At 65.3% G+C, this 14,459-nt stretch carries 16 protein-coding genes; 5 read left to right on the top strand and 11 right to left on the bottom strand.

Features of this window, described 5'->3' with window-relative positions; genetic code table 11:
- Positions 1-16 precede the first annotated feature (16 nt).
- The 4 genes from PI87_RS14725 to PI87_RS14740 all read left to right on the top strand — a co-directional run bounded on the left by PI87_RS14725 (position 17) and on the right by PI87_RS14740 (position 3,448).
- Complete coding sequence (locus tag PI87_RS14725; RefSeq protein ID WP_039598455.1) at positions 17-931, top strand: AraC family transcriptional regulator; 915 nt, start codon at positions 17-19, stop codon at positions 929-931.
- A 105-nt stretch (positions 932-1,036) separates the two neighbouring features.
- Positions 1,037-1,927, top strand: coding sequence for an NmrA family NAD(P)-binding protein (locus PI87_RS14730; protein ID WP_039598456.1), 891 nt, complete (start codon positions 1,037-1,039; stop codon positions 1,925-1,927).
- 123 nt (positions 1,928-2,050) lie between these two features.
- Complete coding sequence (locus PI87_RS14735) at positions 2,051-2,845, top strand: hypothetical protein (RefSeq protein WP_039598457.1); 795 nt, start codon at positions 2,051-2,053, stop codon at positions 2,843-2,845.
- Positions 2,846-2,920: 75 nt separating this feature from the next.
- Positions 2,921-3,448: a hypothetical protein gene (locus PI87_RS14740; protein ID WP_039598458.1), complete on the top strand. Its 528-nt coding sequence runs from the start codon at positions 2,921-2,923 to the stop codon at positions 3,446-3,448.
- An 18-nt stretch (positions 3,449-3,466) separates the two neighbouring features.
- Here the strand turns inward: PI87_RS14740 and PI87_RS14745 are convergent, their stop codons facing one another.
- The 4 genes from PI87_RS14745 to PI87_RS14760 all read right to left on the bottom strand — a co-directional run bounded on the left by PI87_RS14745 (position 3,467) and on the right by PI87_RS14760 (position 5,382).
- Positions 3,467-3,946, bottom strand: a complete 480-nt coding sequence (locus tag PI87_RS14745; RefSeq protein WP_039598575.1) for a YbhB/YbcL family Raf kinase inhibitor-like protein — start codon at positions 3,944-3,946, stop codon at positions 3,467-3,469.
- 200 nt (positions 3,947-4,146) lie between these two features.
- Entirely contained in the window at positions 4,147-4,509 is a 363-nt protein-coding gene (locus PI87_RS14750; RefSeq protein WP_039598459.1) for a DUF1304 domain-containing protein, read from the bottom strand.
- A 79-nt stretch (positions 4,510-4,588) separates the two neighbouring features.
- Complete coding sequence (locus PI87_RS14755; protein ID WP_039598460.1) at positions 4,589-5,023, bottom strand: hypothetical protein; 435 nt, start codon at positions 5,021-5,023, stop codon at positions 4,589-4,591.
- On the bottom strand, positions 5,020-5,382 hold the full coding sequence (locus PI87_RS14760) for a GIY-YIG nuclease family protein (RefSeq protein ID WP_039598461.1): 363 nt from the start codon (positions 5,380-5,382) through the stop codon (positions 5,020-5,022). The genes PI87_RS14755 and PI87_RS14760 overlap by 4 nt, the downstream gene beginning before the upstream one ends.
- A 221-nt stretch (positions 5,383-5,603) precedes the next feature.
- Here PI87_RS14760 and PI87_RS14765 point away from each other — a divergent pair, with 221 nt between their 5' ends.
- On the top strand, positions 5,604-6,320 hold the full coding sequence (locus tag PI87_RS14765) for a dienelactone hydrolase family protein (protein ID WP_039598462.1): 717 nt from the start codon (positions 5,604-5,606) through the stop codon (positions 6,318-6,320).
- Positions 6,321-6,346: 26 nt separating this feature from the next.
- On the opposite strand, the gene PI87_RS14770 is transcribed toward PI87_RS14765, so the two are convergent.
- The 7 genes from PI87_RS14770 to PI87_RS14800 all read right to left on the bottom strand — a co-directional run bounded on the left by PI87_RS14770 (position 6,347) and on the right by PI87_RS14800 (position 14,292).
- Positions 6,347-7,969: an NAD(P)/FAD-dependent oxidoreductase gene (locus tag PI87_RS14770; RefSeq protein WP_039598463.1), complete on the bottom strand. Its 1,623-nt coding sequence runs from the start codon at positions 7,967-7,969 to the stop codon at positions 6,347-6,349.
- A gap of 13 nt (positions 7,970-7,982) precedes the next feature.
- Complete coding sequence (locus PI87_RS14775; RefSeq protein ID WP_084209970.1) at positions 7,983-9,566, bottom strand: polyamine aminopropyltransferase; 1,584 nt, start codon at positions 9,564-9,566, stop codon at positions 7,983-7,985.
- A gap of 140 nt (positions 9,567-9,706) precedes the next feature.
- A complete protein-coding gene (locus PI87_RS14780) occupies positions 9,707-10,423 on the bottom strand; it encodes an ABC transporter ATP-binding protein (RefSeq protein ID WP_039598464.1) in 717 nt (238 codons plus the stop codon).
- Positions 10,420-11,169, bottom strand: a complete 750-nt coding sequence (locus PI87_RS14785; RefSeq protein WP_039598465.1) for an ABC transporter ATP-binding protein — start codon at positions 11,167-11,169, stop codon at positions 10,420-10,422. The genes PI87_RS14780 and PI87_RS14785 overlap by 4 nt, the downstream gene beginning before the upstream one ends.
- A complete protein-coding gene (locus PI87_RS14790) occupies positions 11,166-12,125 on the bottom strand; it encodes a branched-chain amino acid ABC transporter permease (RefSeq protein WP_039598466.1) in 960 nt (319 codons plus the stop codon). The genes PI87_RS14785 and PI87_RS14790 overlap by 4 nt, the downstream gene beginning before the upstream one ends.
- The gene (locus PI87_RS14795) at positions 12,122-12,991 is read right to left on the bottom strand and encodes a branched-chain amino acid ABC transporter permease (protein WP_039598467.1); all 870 of its coding nucleotides are present in this window, start codon (positions 12,989-12,991) and stop codon (positions 12,122-12,124) included. The genes PI87_RS14790 and PI87_RS14795 overlap by 4 nt, the downstream gene beginning before the upstream one ends.
- 41 nt (positions 12,992-13,032) lie before the next feature.
- The gene (locus tag PI87_RS14800; RefSeq protein WP_039598468.1) at positions 13,033-14,292 is read right to left on the bottom strand and encodes an ABC transporter substrate-binding protein; all 1,260 of its coding nucleotides are present in this window, start codon (positions 14,290-14,292) and stop codon (positions 13,033-13,035) included.
- Between the last annotated feature and the right edge of the window lie 167 nt (positions 14,293-14,459).

Genomic DNA, 14,459 nt, shown 5'->3' on the forward strand with positions numbered 1-14,459 from the left:
GCCGACTGCTCAAGCCATGCACACCATTCTGCCCGTTGCGTCATCCACCTTCACGCCGGAACCCGCCCCGATCCGCCTGCGCTCGAGTGAGGATCTCGGCTGGGACGGCTTTGCCGCCACGCTGCTCGGCATCCGCCCTGGCACCTACAGGGTGCCGGCAATGGAACATCACCGTATCAATGTGCATGTCGGCGCACCGGTCCGCGCGAACTGCGTGTGTGACGGTCGACGCTATTCGCGCATCCAGGCGCACGGCGATGCCGACGTGATCCCGGCCGGATTGCCCGGAATGTGGACAGACGATGCCGACTGCCGCATCCTCCGGATCGCCATCAGCGATGCGTTTGTACGCTGCATCGGCGAGCAGATTGGGACGCTGCAGGCAGAGATCGCACCGCGTCTGCAATGGCGCGACGCACGCGTGCATCACCTGGCTTCGGCGCTTGGTGCAGAGCTGGAGGCGGAAGACACCTCCGACCCGCTGTATGCGGAAAGCCTGTGCACGGCGCTGGTGGTCCGCCTGCTGAACAGCAGCCGGGATGTTGTCGCTGGTGAGCGCAACAGCGCGCGCACCCTGGCACCCCGCGTGGCCACGCGCGTGATCGACTACATCGAAGCCCACCTGCCCCAACGGTTGACGCTGGCCGAGCTGGCAGCGCAGGCCGGTTTGAGCACGCCGCACTTCAAGGTGCTGTTTCGCGCCACGCTGGGCGTGCCCGTGCATCGCTACGTTGTGCAGCGCCGTGTGGAGCGCGCGAAGGCGCTGCTGCTGGAAGGCCATCGCAGCGCATCGCAGATTGCGCTGGACGTCGGCTTTGCACACCAGAGCCATATGACGCAGTGGATGCAGCGGCTGCTGGGCGTGACCCCGCGCGAAATTGTTCGAGCAGGCAGGGCTGCGGTGGCTTCTGCCGACATGCTTGCCGCATAGCCGGCACGACCCAATCCTCCGTATCTGCCAGATTCCTCCGTTCCTGCAAGTTCGTCTTGCCGGGCCGGCCTAAGCTCGCGTCTCACATCTGAAAGGAGCGCGAGCATGTACGTCATCTTTGGGGCATCGGGCAAGGTCGGGCGTGCCACGGCCATTGCGTTGCGCAACGCGGGCCGTCCGGTGCGTGCAGTGGTGCGCCAGGCCAAGCAGGGCGAGACACTGGCCAAGATCGGCTGCGAAATCGTCTGCGCTGATTTGACCGATCCCACCTCCGTCACCTCCGCCATCAAGGGCGCCACGGCGGTGCAGATCCTGTGTCCGGTGCCGGTGGGCGATACGGACCCGGCATCGACCATGCAGCGCATGATCGACGTTGCCGCCGATGCGCTGCGCGCCAATCCGCCCCCGGCCGTGCTGGCGCTGTCGGACTACGGCGCTGAGCTTGACCGGGGCACCGGCCTGACGCGGTTGTTCCACCTGCTGGAAGAACGGCTCAAGCCGCTGGCGACGCATCTGACGCTGCTGCGTTCGGCCGAGCACGCGCAGAACTGGGCGGCGATGCTGCCCGTCATGCTGGCGACGGGGCGGTTGCCGAGTCTGCACGCTCCGCTGGATCGCGCCTTTGCGACGGTCTCAACGCAGGACGTCGGCGCGTTGGCTGCCGAGTTGCTGCTTGAGGCGCCGTCGGCCGAAACGCCGCGTATCGTCAGTGTGGAGGGCCCGCGCCGCGTGAGCCTGAACGAGGTGGCGCGTGCGTTCAGCGCCGTCGTCGGCCGAGAGGTCGTCGCCAACGCCGTGCCGCGCGAAGCCTGGGCGCCAATGCTGCAGCACGCCGGCCTGAGCGAGAACCACGCGCAGCTCATCACCGAGCTGTACGACGCGGTCAATGCGGGGCAGATTGATGTGGAGAAGGGCGTGTCCGAGCAGCGCTTCGGCAAGACTGAGCTGACGGACGCGTTCACCGCGATGCTGGCGGCGCATGTGAAATCGAGATGATCGTGTGGCGCGGCCGCCCGCAAATGCGAATGCCTCTTATGCGGATTTCTGTCTGCGCCTTCCGGTTATTGCGCACAACGCTCATCTCGCCCCTATGATCTCGGGAATTTTCCCGGGATCATCATGCTGCTCACTCGTGCCATACGTGCCACCGGTGCTGTCTGGATCGCTGCTGCGCTCTGCAGCGTCGCGCTGCCCGCGCGTGCGGTCCTGCCGGATGAAATCCAGGTCTACACCGGAGACATCAACGCCCCCGGGCAGTTCGGCCTGGAGCTGCACCTGAACACCACGCCCAGCGGCATCAGCGAGCCCAGCTATCCGGGCGAGGTCACCACGCCGCACGGGTGGCGTGCCACGGCGGAGTTCTCCTATGGGCTCACGCCATCGCTGGAGCTTGGGCTGTACGTGCCGACCACACTCACGCGCGAGAACACGACCTACGTGACCGGCCCCAAGCTGCGCCTGAAGTGGATGCCGGTGCGGCCCGAAGATGACGTAGGCCAGTTTGCCGGCATCAACGTGGAGGTGGCGCATGTTGCCGGGCGCTTCGAGCAATCACAGAACGGGCTGGAGCTGCGGCCCATCTATGGGTACCAGGATGCGCGCTGGCTGTGGGCGGTCAACCCGGTACTCGACTGGAACCTGTCTGGCCCGGGGCGCAGCGGCGTGCCGGAGGCCGCGCCGAGCTTCAAGATTGCGCGCACGGTCACGACGGGCGTGCGGGCCGGCATGGAGTACTACGCGGGTCTTGGCCCCATCAACCACATCGCGCCGCTGCATGAACAGCAGCACACGGTGTTTCTGGCATTCGACGTCGACCTGAAGCCCTTCGTCTTCAACTTTGGCATCGGGCGTGGCCTGACGCGCGCAACGGACCGATGGACGCTGAAGTGGATCTTTGAGATCCCACTCGGTTGAGCCCTGGCGGCTACGCCATGGTGCACCTATGCTTGGCAGCAACCGATTGCGCTCGGGTCTGCCAAGGAGGCCGCCATGATGATCGACATCCGCTGCCTTGCAGCGGCCTTGCTGTTGTTCAGCACACCGGCCATCCACGCAGAAGACGACCTGCAGAACCGCGGCCACGATCCGTTCTTCCAGATTTCGTCGGGCGTTGCCAACTGCCCCGAGCCCGCTGGCCCGCGCATCAGCGAGGCCGAGTGGAAGCGCGATTCCCACCACCGTATCGAGCACGGCAACCACTGCTGGGTTGAAGGCCGCTGCCGCTTGCCCAATGCTTTTTCCTACGATGACGAGATTGCTGAAACGGCGCAGCGGCGCCTGCAGTGGATGGCGATCCACGTGCCAGGGTGGAAGCAGAGCACCACGCTGTGGGTAACGGTGTGGCAGCGCTGGATGCTCGTGCAGGGTTGTGTGGCGCCGGGGTATGCGTTTGAGCCGTTCATGACCGCGCTGCACGACGTGCCGGATGTCGAGCGCTTCATCAACGAGACGACGGCACACCCGGAGCGCGGCGTGCCGTACGCGCTGTTCCGCAAGGGTGCGGTAGCCAAGCCCTGAACCGGTTGAAATGCAGGCTCAGGGTTTGTGCTTCTGGTAGGTGCCGACCAGTTCAGCCTCAGCGATGACGTGGCCGCGCATCGCACGTTCCAGCGCGGCCTTGTCGGGTGCACCCATCTCCGGCAGTTCCACGTTCAGCGCGTAGAGCTTGTGGTAGTAGCGATGGCGCCCGACAGGCGGGCAAGGGCCACCGTAAGCAGTGCGCTGCCAGTCGTTGGTGCCGGCGCGCGTGCCGGGCGGCAACCCCTTGCGCGCGGCATCCTCAGCCAGCGCTGCTGCACTGGGCGGGATGTTGTAGAGCAGCCAGTGCACCCAGGTCATTTGCGGCGCGGCGGGGTCCGGCGCGTCCGGATCGTCGACGATCAGGGCCAGGCTGCGGGTGCCTGCCGGTACGCCAGTCCAGGCCAGCGGTGGAGATGTGTCCGAGCCTTCGCATGTGAGTTGGCTGGGCATTGCACCACCGGTGGCAAAGGCGGGGGAGGTCAAGGTCAGCGTCATGGCTTTCTTCACTTGAGCGGAGATGGGAGGGCCACACAAGCTCGCCAGCAGCAACGTCAAGACGCACATTCGGCGGGTTGCTGGTGGCATGTGTGAAGTCCCGTTGGTGATACCGCATCCAATGGATGCAGCACCTTTCGACTCCTTCAAGCTAGTGCGCAATGGCGATGCCGACAAGCGCCGCCGGATTCGCATCACCTTCAGGCGAAGTACCCCAGCGCCAGCGCCACGACTGCCGGCACCGTCTGCACGTAGAGGATCCGCTTGCTGACCGTGATCGCGCCCCAGATACCGGCCACCGCCACGCAGATCAGCCCAAACAGCGCAAACGATGCATTGACCACCGGGTCTGGCGCCACCAGCCCGATCACCAGCGCCACCACCAGAAAGCCGTTGTACAAGCCCTGGTTGGAGGCCATCGCTGCGGTTTCTGCCGCCTTCTCCGGCGTGATGCGGAACACCTTGGGGCCGCGCGTCTTCCACAGCACCATCTCCAGCACGACGATGTAGACGTGGATCAACAGCACCAGCAGATAGACGATCAGGGCAAGGGTTTTGACCATGGCAGTTGTCATGTCAGGAATGAGCGTGCCGCCATGATAGAGACTTTGCGCCGCCTGCCTGCTCCCATGAGGAGGGGTATCAAAGCACCCTCAGAATGCGGGCATCGGCAAAGACGTGGAGCGCGGCTTCTGCGGATGCAGCGGATGCGGGCTCGATCGGCATCAACGCTTGGCCGCTGAGCCAGCCGATGGTTTCGCGCGCGTTGTGCACCAGCGTCTTGCCTGCGGGGCGAATGGCAATCCGGCGGCCTTCGTGTGCGCTGTGGCGTTCGACCAGGCCGATCTTTTCCAATGCCAGCACGCGCTTGAGTACGGCGGGGCGCGGCAGCCCGAGCGGTTGCACGCATTGCACGAGGCTGGCGTGGCCGTCTGCATGTGAGAGCAGCCAATCCAGCAGCACGAAATCAGCAAAGTCGATGCCGTAATGCGTGCCGAGTTTGTCGTCGAGCTTGAGGCGCAGGCTGGCATGTGCACGCTGCACGGCCATGCAGAACGCGAATCCGGCGGTGCTCATGCTGCGCGCTCCTCGTTCTCGTAACCGGATGCGCCCTGGCACGGAACCTCCTGGCGCCAGAGCGTGACCAGCGTTTCCAGTTCGCGTGCGGCATCAAAGTCCGGCGCTTCACGGTGCTTGACCAGGTCGAGCACTTCAAACACGAAGCTCGATTCGCCGTGGTCTGCCCAGTCCTGGCGCAGCAAGGCGTTGGCATGGCTGCCGTGCTTCAGCTCGAAGTGATGCCGGTTGAGTGCGGCCTGCGCGTGGGTACTGCCGTTGACCAGGGCTTTGCCTGTGACAAGGTTGCGGATGGCGTACACGCCGGCGCGGGTTCGGGTCTCCAGGTACTGGCGCTTCAGTTCCCGTCGGTCGGTCATGGTGGGTCCTTGCGTGATTCCGTGATGGCGCGGCGTTCAAAGATCGGGTGTGCCGCCGATCGGCAATTATTATCCGGGTATAAATAAAGAGTCAATATTACCCGGGTTAAATATTGATCGTGGTGTGCCTTAGCGCACTTCGCCTGTCGTGCGCGCGGCTGCAAATTTCACCGCCGAGGGCTATGCTGTGCGCTTTCGTTTCAGGCAGAGGAGCTTTTCGTATGACTGCACCGCAAGGAACCATGATTTCGTTCAAGCGCCCGGACGGGCAGGAACTCCAGGGCTATCTGGCCAAGCCGGCCAAGGAGGAGGGCGCCCCCGGCGTGGTCGTCATCCAGGAGTGGTGGGGCCTGAACGACCAGATTCGTGGCGTGGCTGACCGCCTCGCACGCGCCGGCTATGTGGCGCTGGTGCCCGACCTCTATCGCGGCAAGATGACGGTGGAAGAGGAAGAAGCCCACCACCTGATGACCAATCTGAACTTTGGGGATGCAGCCACGCAGGATGTGCACGGTGCCGTGCAATACCTCAAGCAGAGTTGCGACCGCGTGGGCGTGACGGGCTACTGCATGGGCGGCGCGCTCACGCTGCTGGCGTTGTGCAACGTGCCGGAAGTGGCGGCCGGTGTGGTGTGGTACGGCTTCCCGCCGCTGGAATACATCGATGCCTCGAAGATCAAGGTGCCGGTGCAGGGCCACTGGGGCACGCAAGACAACGCCTTCAAGATCGAAACGGTGGATGCGCTGGAGAAGAAGCTGCTGGATGCCGGCGTCGACGTCGACTTCCATCGCTATCTCGCGCATCACGCCTTTGCCAACGAAACGGCGGTCGGCGAGAACCGCATCGCCATCACGCAGTACGACCCGGTCTGGGCCGAGCACGCCTGGGATCGTGCACTGACGTTCTTCGGCCGCACGCTCTGGCCGCGTCAGGGTTAAAGCAAAGGTCTAAAGCCCCGTCACCCTCAGGCGGCCAGGATGGACCGCGCCGCCTGATCGCCCCACCACGCCGCTTCTTCAAACACCGAATAGCCGGACAGATCCGCATGTGCATAGTGGATCGGCCCGGTGTTCTCGCGCAGGCGCGCAATGCCCGGGCGCGAGAGAAAGCCCGGCGTGGGAATCGCCATGGCATGCCCGCGCAGGGTCAGATCGGCACGGCGGATCTGCGTGCGCAGGCGGATGCCGTAGACCCTGTCCAGATCGGCCAGCGCGCGATCGAGCAGCGCCTGCGGTGATGCGTTCAGCATCCATTCACGTGCCGCCTTCGGCGTCATGTCTGACAGCGCCACATAGGCCGTGAACACACTCTGCGCGGGTGGCCCCACGCGAATGTCCTGGTGATTGGCCACCACATAGCCCAACCCCGTGCCGCGATAGACCACGTTGTCCCATGCGAGCGGCGTGTCGTCGTACTCGGGCGGAAAACCATCGATCAGCAGGTTGGCAAGCAGCCACGGCGCAGCCTCGGGCAGCTCGGCGGCCGGCACGTCAAAGCCTTCGACGACGTGCTTGGCGACGTGCAGCGGCATCGCACTGACCACGTGGTCGGCCAGCAGGCGCACCACGCGGCCGTCCGCTTGCAGCACGTCGGCATAGACGCGTGCACCACTTTCGGTTGTCTTGCCGATGCGCGCGGCGCTGCCCGGGAGCAGGCGTCCGGCATCGTTCAGCCCAGCGGCCGCGAACAAGCGCTCGGCCATCCAGTCCAGCCCTTCCGGCCAGGTAAGCACGGTGCCCTGTTCCGCGTTGCTGGCCATGCCGCCGCGGCTGGCGAAATAGGCGATGCCGGCCCAGGCGGAGACGTGATCCGCCGTGGCACCGTAGTCGTCGCGGCAGCAGTAGTCGGCATACCAGTGCAGCGTGGCGGCTTGGTAGCCCTCGCGGTGCAGCCAGTCGCGGAAGGTGAGCGTATCGAGCGCGCGCCAGGCCGGGTCGGCGGAGGAGAGCGCGGTGGGTACGGTGAAGATGCGGCGGCCGTCGGTGCCGGTGGTCTGGCGCAGGCGGTCAATCTCGGCAAAGAAGCGGGTGTGCTCGGCGCGCTCGGCTTCAGTAATGCCTTCATGCGGCACGAAGCCGTCTTGCCAGCGGTTGCCCAGCCACAGGCGTTCGTCGGGGGCGTGAACGAGCACGCGTTCGTCGTAGGTCGGGCGCAGCGCAAACGGATTGCGCTCAATGACGCCAAAGTCGGCCAGCATCTCGCGTACGTGCGTCGATTCCATCGACGGTAGCGGCAGGTAGTGCGCGCCGGTCGGGAAGCGTTGGTTGCCGAACGCACCGCCGGCGGCATTGCCGTAGCGTTCCGGCCCCTCCACAACCACCACGTCGCGCCGGCCGCTTTTGGCCAGCCGCCACGCACAGCTCAACCCGCCAATGCCGCTACCGCAGATGGCAACGCCTATGCGGCGTGTCTCCGATGGGGCGGGCAATGCCTTCAGGTCGCGCAACTGGTGGCCGGCAGCTTGGCCGGGCATGCGCACGTTGGGCGTGATCTCGGTCAGCGCGCGAAAGCCGGCCCACGAGGCGGCACCGGCGGCGGCCACGCCGGCTGCCGCTGCGCCGATCAGGAAGCTGCGTCTGCTGTTCATGACATGCAGGCCATCAGCGCAGCACGCCGTGCCAGTCTTCTTCAAAGTACCGCACCAGCGACTGGTTGTTCAGCCGGTTGGGCTCCACTTGCGGGCGTGGCATGTCGGGTGCGAAGCTGAACATCTGGTGCGTAGTGTCGGCGTCCAGGAAGCGTGTTGGCACACGGTATGACGTGGGCGGCTGGAAGTCTGCGCGGCCAGGCGCGGCCAGGATGAAGCCCCATTCGCCAAACGATGGCACCAGCGCGTGGTACGGCCACGTGCGATAGCCAGCTTCCTTCAAGGTTGCATCCACGCACCAGTACGAACGCGGCGCGAAGTAGGGGGAGGTCGCCTGAATGACCACCAGCCCCGTATCCGCCACGTGGCGCGACAGCAGCCTGTAAAACGGCACCGAATACAGCTTGCCGATACTGAAGTTGGACGGATCCGGAAAATCGACGATGGCCACGTCGAACATGTCGGTGGCGGTCTGCAGCCATTGCCCCGCATCGGCGTTGACCACCGTCACACGCGGGTCGCTGAAGGAGTGCTGGTTGAGCGCCACCAGCGCTTCGGCGTGCGAGAACAGGTTGGTCATGCGCGGGTCCAGATCGACCAGCGTGACGTGTTCGATCTGCGGGTATTTCAGGATTTGCCGCAATGCCAGGCCATCACCGCCGCCCAGTACCAGCACGCGCCGCGCGCCGCGCACGGATTCCAGCGCGGGCAGCACCAGCGCCTCGTGATAACGGTATTCGTCGCGCGAGGAGAACTGCAGGTTGCCGTTGATATAGAGACGCAGATCGTCCTTCCAGCGCGTGACCACCAGCCGCTGGTAGGGCGAGGAAATCGCATGGATGATCTCATCGCCAAAGAGCGCGCGTTCGGACCAATGCGTGAGCTTGTCGGATGCTGCAAAGCCCGCCAACAACGCTGCCGCCACCGCACCTGCGCGCCATGCCATCGCACTGCGCATGCGGGCCGTGAGCGCCAGCTCTTTGCGGAAGTGCCAGAGCGTCCAGACCGCAATCGCCGTATTGAGCAGGCCGAACAGGAAGCCGGTGCGCACTAGCCCTAGGCGCGGCGCCAGCACCAGCGGAAACAGCAGCGACACCGCCAGCGCACCCAGGTAGTCGAACGTCAGCACGCGGCTGACCAGGTCCGAGAACTTGGCCTGCCGGCGATGCAGCATGCGCATTACCAGCGGGATCTCCATGCCCACCAGCACGCCAATCACCGTCACCAGCGCATACAGCACCAGCCGGAACGGCGCCGACTCCACCGCAAACAGCACAAACAGCGCCGCCGCCGATACGCCGCCAAACAGCCCCACCAGCAGTTCCAGATCGACAAAGCGCGCGAGCAGCGCGTCGTCCGCCACGTAGCGCGAGAGCCACGAGCCGATGCCCATCGCAAACAGATAGGCGCCAATGATGGAGGAGAACTGCAGGATCGAATCGCCCAGCAGGTAGGAGGCCAGTGCCCCGGCAATCAGTTCGTAGGCCAGCCCGCACGAGGCGACCACGAACACGGCCAGGACCAGCAGGGCGTTGCCGCGACCTTGTGGCTGTTGGGGCGATGAGGATTCGAGACTGGCGTCGGGCTGCGGCGTCATGCGCGGGGTGGGCGAGGGATGGGAGTGGGCGGATCATGATCGGGCGTTAATAAACTACCGACGCACCGGGTGGGCCAACAAGCTGGCGAGCGCGATTGTGCCGATTTTTTGCCGAACCGGCGACCCCACTGCGCCGGCCCCTATGCCGCTGCTGCCGCGCTGGCCCCCGTCAATGCGCGCACCCGGTGCTCGTCCGCCGCCAGCTCCCGCGCGTTGCCCGCGTGGACGATGCCCCCGTCGTCAAGCACATAGGCGTAGTCGGCAATTTCCAGGCTCATGCGTGCGTTCTGCTCGACCAGCAGGACGGTGATGCCTGCGTCGCGCATCTGCGACACCACGCGAAACACCTCACGCACCACCAGCGGCGCCAACCCCTGAGACGGCTCATCCAGGATCAGCAAACGCGGGTTGAGCAGCAGCGCACGACCCAGCGAGAGCATCTCCTGCTCGCCGCCCGAGAGCGAGCGCCCGCGGCTGAACTTGCGTTCGGCCAGGCGTGGGAACAGCTCATATATGCGGGGGATCGTCCATGGGCCGCTGCGCTCGATGGGCACCTTCAGGTTTTCTTCGACCGTGAGGTTGGCGAAGATCCGGCGGCCTTCCGGCACGTAGCCAACCCCGCTGGCGGCGATGCGGTAGGTGGGCCAGCGCGTGGTGTCGGCGCCGAAGATCGTCACGCGCCCTTGCCGGGCAGGCGTCAGGCCCATCAGCGTGCGCAGCGTGGTGGACTTGCCCGCACCGTTGCGGCCGAGCAGCACGGTGATGCAGCCTTGCGCCGCCTCCAGGCTGACACCGTGCAGGATGTGGCTCTTGCCGTAGCAGGTGTGCAGTCCTTCTGCCGTCAGCGCCGCGGTCATGATGTGCTCCCGAGGTAGGCAGCCTGCACGGCCTCGTTGGCGGCAATCTGCGCTGGCGTGCCTTCGGCCAGCAGCCGCCCCTGGTCGAGCACGGTAATGCGATCGGCCAGGTCGAACACCACGCGCATGTCGTGCTCGATCAGCACGATGGTGAAGTTGTTCTCACGGTGCAGGCGGTGGATGAGCTGCATGGTCTCGTCGGTTTCCTGGTCGCCCATGCCGGCGGTGGGTTCGTCGAGCAACAGCAGGCGCGGGCGCAGTGCCAGTGCAATGGCAATCTCGGTGGTGCGCTGGTCGCCGTGCGCCAGTTCGCCCGCCAGCCGGTTGGCCTTGCCATGCAGGCCGGTGAGCTCGAGCGTCTGCGCAACGTGCTCGCGCACGCGGGCGGTGTCGGCAGGGCTGACCCACGGGCGCAGGCGAAAGCCCGCGGCGGTCTCCGCGCTGATGCGCACGTTCTCGAACACCGTCAGCTCGGGAAAGATCTCCGTGATCTGGAAGGTGCGCGCAATGCCGGCCGCCACGCGCCGGTGCGCGGGCAGGGCGGTAATGTCCTGTCCTTCAAAAGCGATGGTGCCTGCAGTCGGCCGGAAGAAGCCGCTGATGAGGTTGAAGAAGGTCGTCTTGCCGGCGCCGTTTGGGCCGATGACGGCGCGCAGTTCACCGGGCTCCACGGACAGCGAAACATCCTGCACCGCGACCAGGCTGCCGAAGTGCTTGCTGACGCGGTCAACGGCAAGCACGCTCACGATTCGCTCCTGCGCCGGATCACCCCCAGCAGCCCGCGCGGGAAGAACAGCACGATCGCCACGAACAGCATGCCGACAAACGACATCCAGTTGATGGTGATGCTCGACAGGTAATCCTGCAGCACAACGAAGACCACCGCGCCCAGCAGCGGCCCCCAGAAGCTGCGCATGCCGCCCATGACCGCCATCATCACGAAATCGCCCGACTGGCTGTAGTGCAGGCCGCGCGGGTCGGCAAAGTTGTTGAGCAGCGCATAGAGCGCGCCGGCAAAGCCCATGAAGAAGCACGACAGCGTGAAGGCGATCCAGATGTGCCGGTTGACCGGAATGCCGAGAAAGCGCGCACGTTGTTCGTTCTCGCGAATGGCGATCATGGTGCGGCCGAATGGGGATCGCAACACGCCCGCCATCACCCCCGTCACCAGTGCAAGGCAGGCGAGCACGAAGTAGTAGAACGCGTCGGCATTCGACAGGATGTCGATGGTGGTGAAGCCCAGGTGCAGCGGTGCACGGGCGAAACCGCGCAGCCCGTCATCGCCGCCGGTGAGCGAACTCCACTGGAAGGCGATGTAGTAGAACACCTGCCCGAAGGCGATGGTGACCATGGCGAAGTACACGCCGCGCCGCCGCACGCTCAACGCGCCCAGCAGCGCACCAGCGATGCCGCCCAGTAGCGTGCCGCATACGAGCGCCAGCGGTGTGCTCTGCGCCAGGAACTTCAGCGCCAGGCCCGCCCCATACGCGCCTAGCCCGAAGTACGCCGCATGGCCGAACGACAGCACGCCGGTAAAGCCCAGCAGAAAGTTGACCGCCATAGCCGCCAGCCCGAGCACCAGCACGCGCGTACCCAGCGCGGTGTAGCCGCCCAGCAGCGGCATCCAGTAGGGGGCAAGCAGCAGCACCGCCCAGATGGCCAGCAGCCCCAGTACACGACGAAGCTGTGCTGGGTCGCTCATGTCAGCATGCCTTCTTCACCCAGCAGCCCACGCGGGCGCAACAGCAGTACGAGCGCCATCATCACGTAGATGACCGCCTCGCTGGCCGCGGGCACGAACACCGCCGTCACGCCCGAGGCCACCCCGATCAGCAGGCCACCCAACAGCGTGCCCGTCAGGCTGCCGACCCCGCCGACGATGATGGCGATGAAGCTCGGCATCAGAAGCCCCGTGCCCATGGTCGGCTCCAGCCCGAGCTGCCCGGCTGCCAGCACGCCCGAGAGGCCCGCCAGGTAGATGCCCACGGCAAAGTTCAGCGAGCGCAGCCGCCCCACATTGATGCCGAGCGCTGCCACAGTTTCCAGATCCAGCGTACCGGCGCGGATGCGGATGCCCATGCGCGTGTAGCGCAGCAGCAGAAAGAGCGCCGCCACCGTCACCGCCACGGTGCCCACCATGAACAGCCGGTAGCCGGTGATGAAGAAGAGTTCGTTGGAGAGCGGTTGCGCCAGCGCTTCCGGAATCGTCACCGGCTTGCCTTGCGCACCCCAGATGAAGCGCGTGCCGTCTTCAAACACGAAGGCCAGGCCGAAGGTCAGCAGCAGGCTGTAGAGTGGGTCGCGCCCATACACGCGGCGGATCAGCAGGCGTTCCAGCACCAGCCCGATGAGCGCGGCAATCGGCGGGGCAATCAGCAGCGCCCCCCAGAAACCGACATACGGCGTGATGGTGTAGGCGATATAGCCGCCGATGACCAGAAAGCCGCCATGCGCGAAGTTGATGACATTGCTCAGGTTGAGAATGAGCGACAGCCCGAGCGCCATCAGCACGTAGAACGCGCCGATGATCAGCCCGTTGGTGATGTTGAAGAGCAGCAGTTGTGTCATGGCTCCCCACACGCGTGCTGGCTGGCGGCCGGCCTAAAAGATCAGGTCGGCCATTTGACCGTGCAGCCGGTCGCGCTCTCGGGCGGCGCGGTCTGGTCGCCAGGCACCACGTGATCGACGCGGAACAGGTCTTCCGGGTCGCCCGCCGGTTTGGTCAGCGCCTCACCTACGAATGACGACGTCATCAACTGGTGATCCCCCTTGCGGTAGTAGCACTTGTTGGGTTGCAGCTTCACGTCATCGGGTAGCTCGTAGCCGCCCAGCGCCTCGGCCAGCTTGCGCGCATCGAGGGTCTTCTCGCGGTTGGCGACGCCCGCAAGCGTATGCACCGAGGTGTAGCCGAACCAGTGGCGCGCGGTTGGTACCTTGCCGTTGTTGACCTTGCGGATGTCGGCAACGAACTTCTCCACGTGCGGCACGCCCGGCTGCTTCCAGTACCACTCGAACATCCAGACGCCGACGCGCGCCTCGGGCGGCATTGCTTCCAGCGATTCCAGCTCCTGCTGCAGCCCCGCAATGTGCATCTGCTTGCCGATACCGAACTGTGCGATCTGCTTGAGGCAGTTGACCATGTCCGAGCCCTGCGGCAGCACCAGCAGCACGTCGGGGTTGGCGGCGCGCGCCTTGATGAGGAACGAGGAGAAATCGGTCGTGCCCAGCGGTGTCAGCTCGTTGCCGGTCATGGTGCCGCCGAGCTTCTGCAGATCCGCCGCCGCGGCCTTCTGCAGCGTGTGGCCGAAGGCGTAGTCCGGCGTGATGAAGTGCCACTTCTTGCCGTACTTGGTGAACAGCAGGCTGGCCACCGCGTTGGCTTCCATGCTGGTGGTGTTGCACACGCGGTAGACGTTCCACTTGCAATCGCTGCCGGTGATGGTGTCGGTGTGCCCGCCCGAGACGATATGCAGCACCTTCTTCTCGTTGCTGACCTGAGCGATGGCTTGCGCAATGCCGGAGTTCACGTCGCCGATCAGGAAGGTCACCTGGTCGCGCTCGATCAGCTTGCGCGCCTTCTGCACGCCGGTACCGACGTCGTTGGCGGAGTCTTCCACCAGCAGCTCGATTGGCCGGCCGAGGATGCCGCCGCGGGCGTTGATCTGTGCCACGGCAAGCTTGGCGCCCGTGACTTCGTTTTGCGCGACCGCGGCATAGACCCCTGTCAGCGGGTCGACCATGCCGATGCGCAGGGGAGCGTCGCCGCGTGCCTTGATGATGAAGGGCGGTGCCAGTTGCACCGCTGCCGCCGCAGCGGCGGTTTTCAGGACAGTGCGACGGTCAATGTGGATGCAATTTGGTGTCGTCATGGCAGCCCCCTGACAGTCGGTCGAATTGACCAATCCCTGTCACTCACTTTAGGTGTGCGCACTGAGTTGCACAAGACAGGTCAACCCGCGAAAACGGTTGATGGGCAAGGGTTTCTACGGGACGGGGGAGGTGGCGCGGGTGAGTCTGCGGCTGCCATGTACCGGCG

The sequence above is a fragment of the Ralstonia sp. A12 genome, assembly GCF_000801955.1.
GTDB lineage: Bacteria > Pseudomonadota > Gammaproteobacteria > Burkholderiales > Burkholderiaceae > Ralstonia.

Coding starts and splice junctions, on each gene's coding strand:
- PI87_RS14760 (WP_039598461.1), bottom strand. CDS start 5,382: ATGACCGACCGACGGGAACTGAAGCGCCAGTACCTGGAGACCCGAACC.
- PI87_RS14770 (WP_039598463.1), bottom strand. CDS start 7,969: ATGAACAGCAGACGCAGCTTCCTGATCGGCGCAGCGGCAGCCGGCGTG.
- PI87_RS14790 (WP_039598466.1), bottom strand. CDS start 12,125: ATGAGCGACCCAGCACAGCTTCGTCGTGTACTGGGGCTGCTGGCCATC.
- PI87_RS14800 (WP_039598468.1), bottom strand. CDS start 14,292: ATGACGACACCAAATTGCATCCACATTGACCGTCGCACTGTCCTGAAA.
- PI87_RS14765 (WP_039598462.1), top strand. CDS start 5,604: ATGACTGCACCGCAAGGAACCATGATTTCGTTCAAGCGCCCGGACGGG.
- PI87_RS14750 (WP_039598459.1), bottom strand. CDS start 4,509: ATGGTCAAAACCCTTGCCCTGATCGTCTATCTGCTGGTGCTGTTGATC.
- PI87_RS14745 (WP_039598575.1), bottom strand. CDS start 3,946: ATGACGCTGACCTTGACCTCCCCCGCCTTTGCCACCGGTGGTGCAATG.
- PI87_RS14740 (WP_039598458.1), top strand. CDS start 2,921: ATGATGATCGACATCCGCTGCCTTGCAGCGGCCTTGCTGTTGTTCAGC.
- PI87_RS14795 (WP_039598467.1), bottom strand. CDS start 12,991: ATGACACAACTGCTGCTCTTCAACATCACCAACGGGCTGATCATCGGC.
- PI87_RS14775 (WP_084209970.1), bottom strand. CDS start 9,566: ATGACGCCGCAGCCCGACGCCAGTCTCGAATCCTCATCGCCCCAACAG.
- PI87_RS14780 (WP_039598464.1), bottom strand. CDS start 10,423: ATGACCGCGGCGCTGACGGCAGAAGGACTGCACACCTGCTACGGCAAG.
- PI87_RS14735 (WP_039598457.1), top strand. CDS start 2,051: ATGCTGCTCACTCGTGCCATACGTGCCACCGGTGCTGTCTGGATCGCT.
- PI87_RS14755 (WP_039598460.1), bottom strand. CDS start 5,023: ATGAGCACCGCCGGATTCGCGTTCTGCATGGCCGTGCAGCGTGCACAT.
- PI87_RS14725 (WP_039598455.1), top strand. CDS start 17: ATGCACACCATTCTGCCCGTTGCGTCATCCACCTTCACGCCGGAACCC.
- PI87_RS14730 (WP_039598456.1), top strand. CDS start 1,037: ATGTACGTCATCTTTGGGGCATCGGGCAAGGTCGGGCGTGCCACGGCC.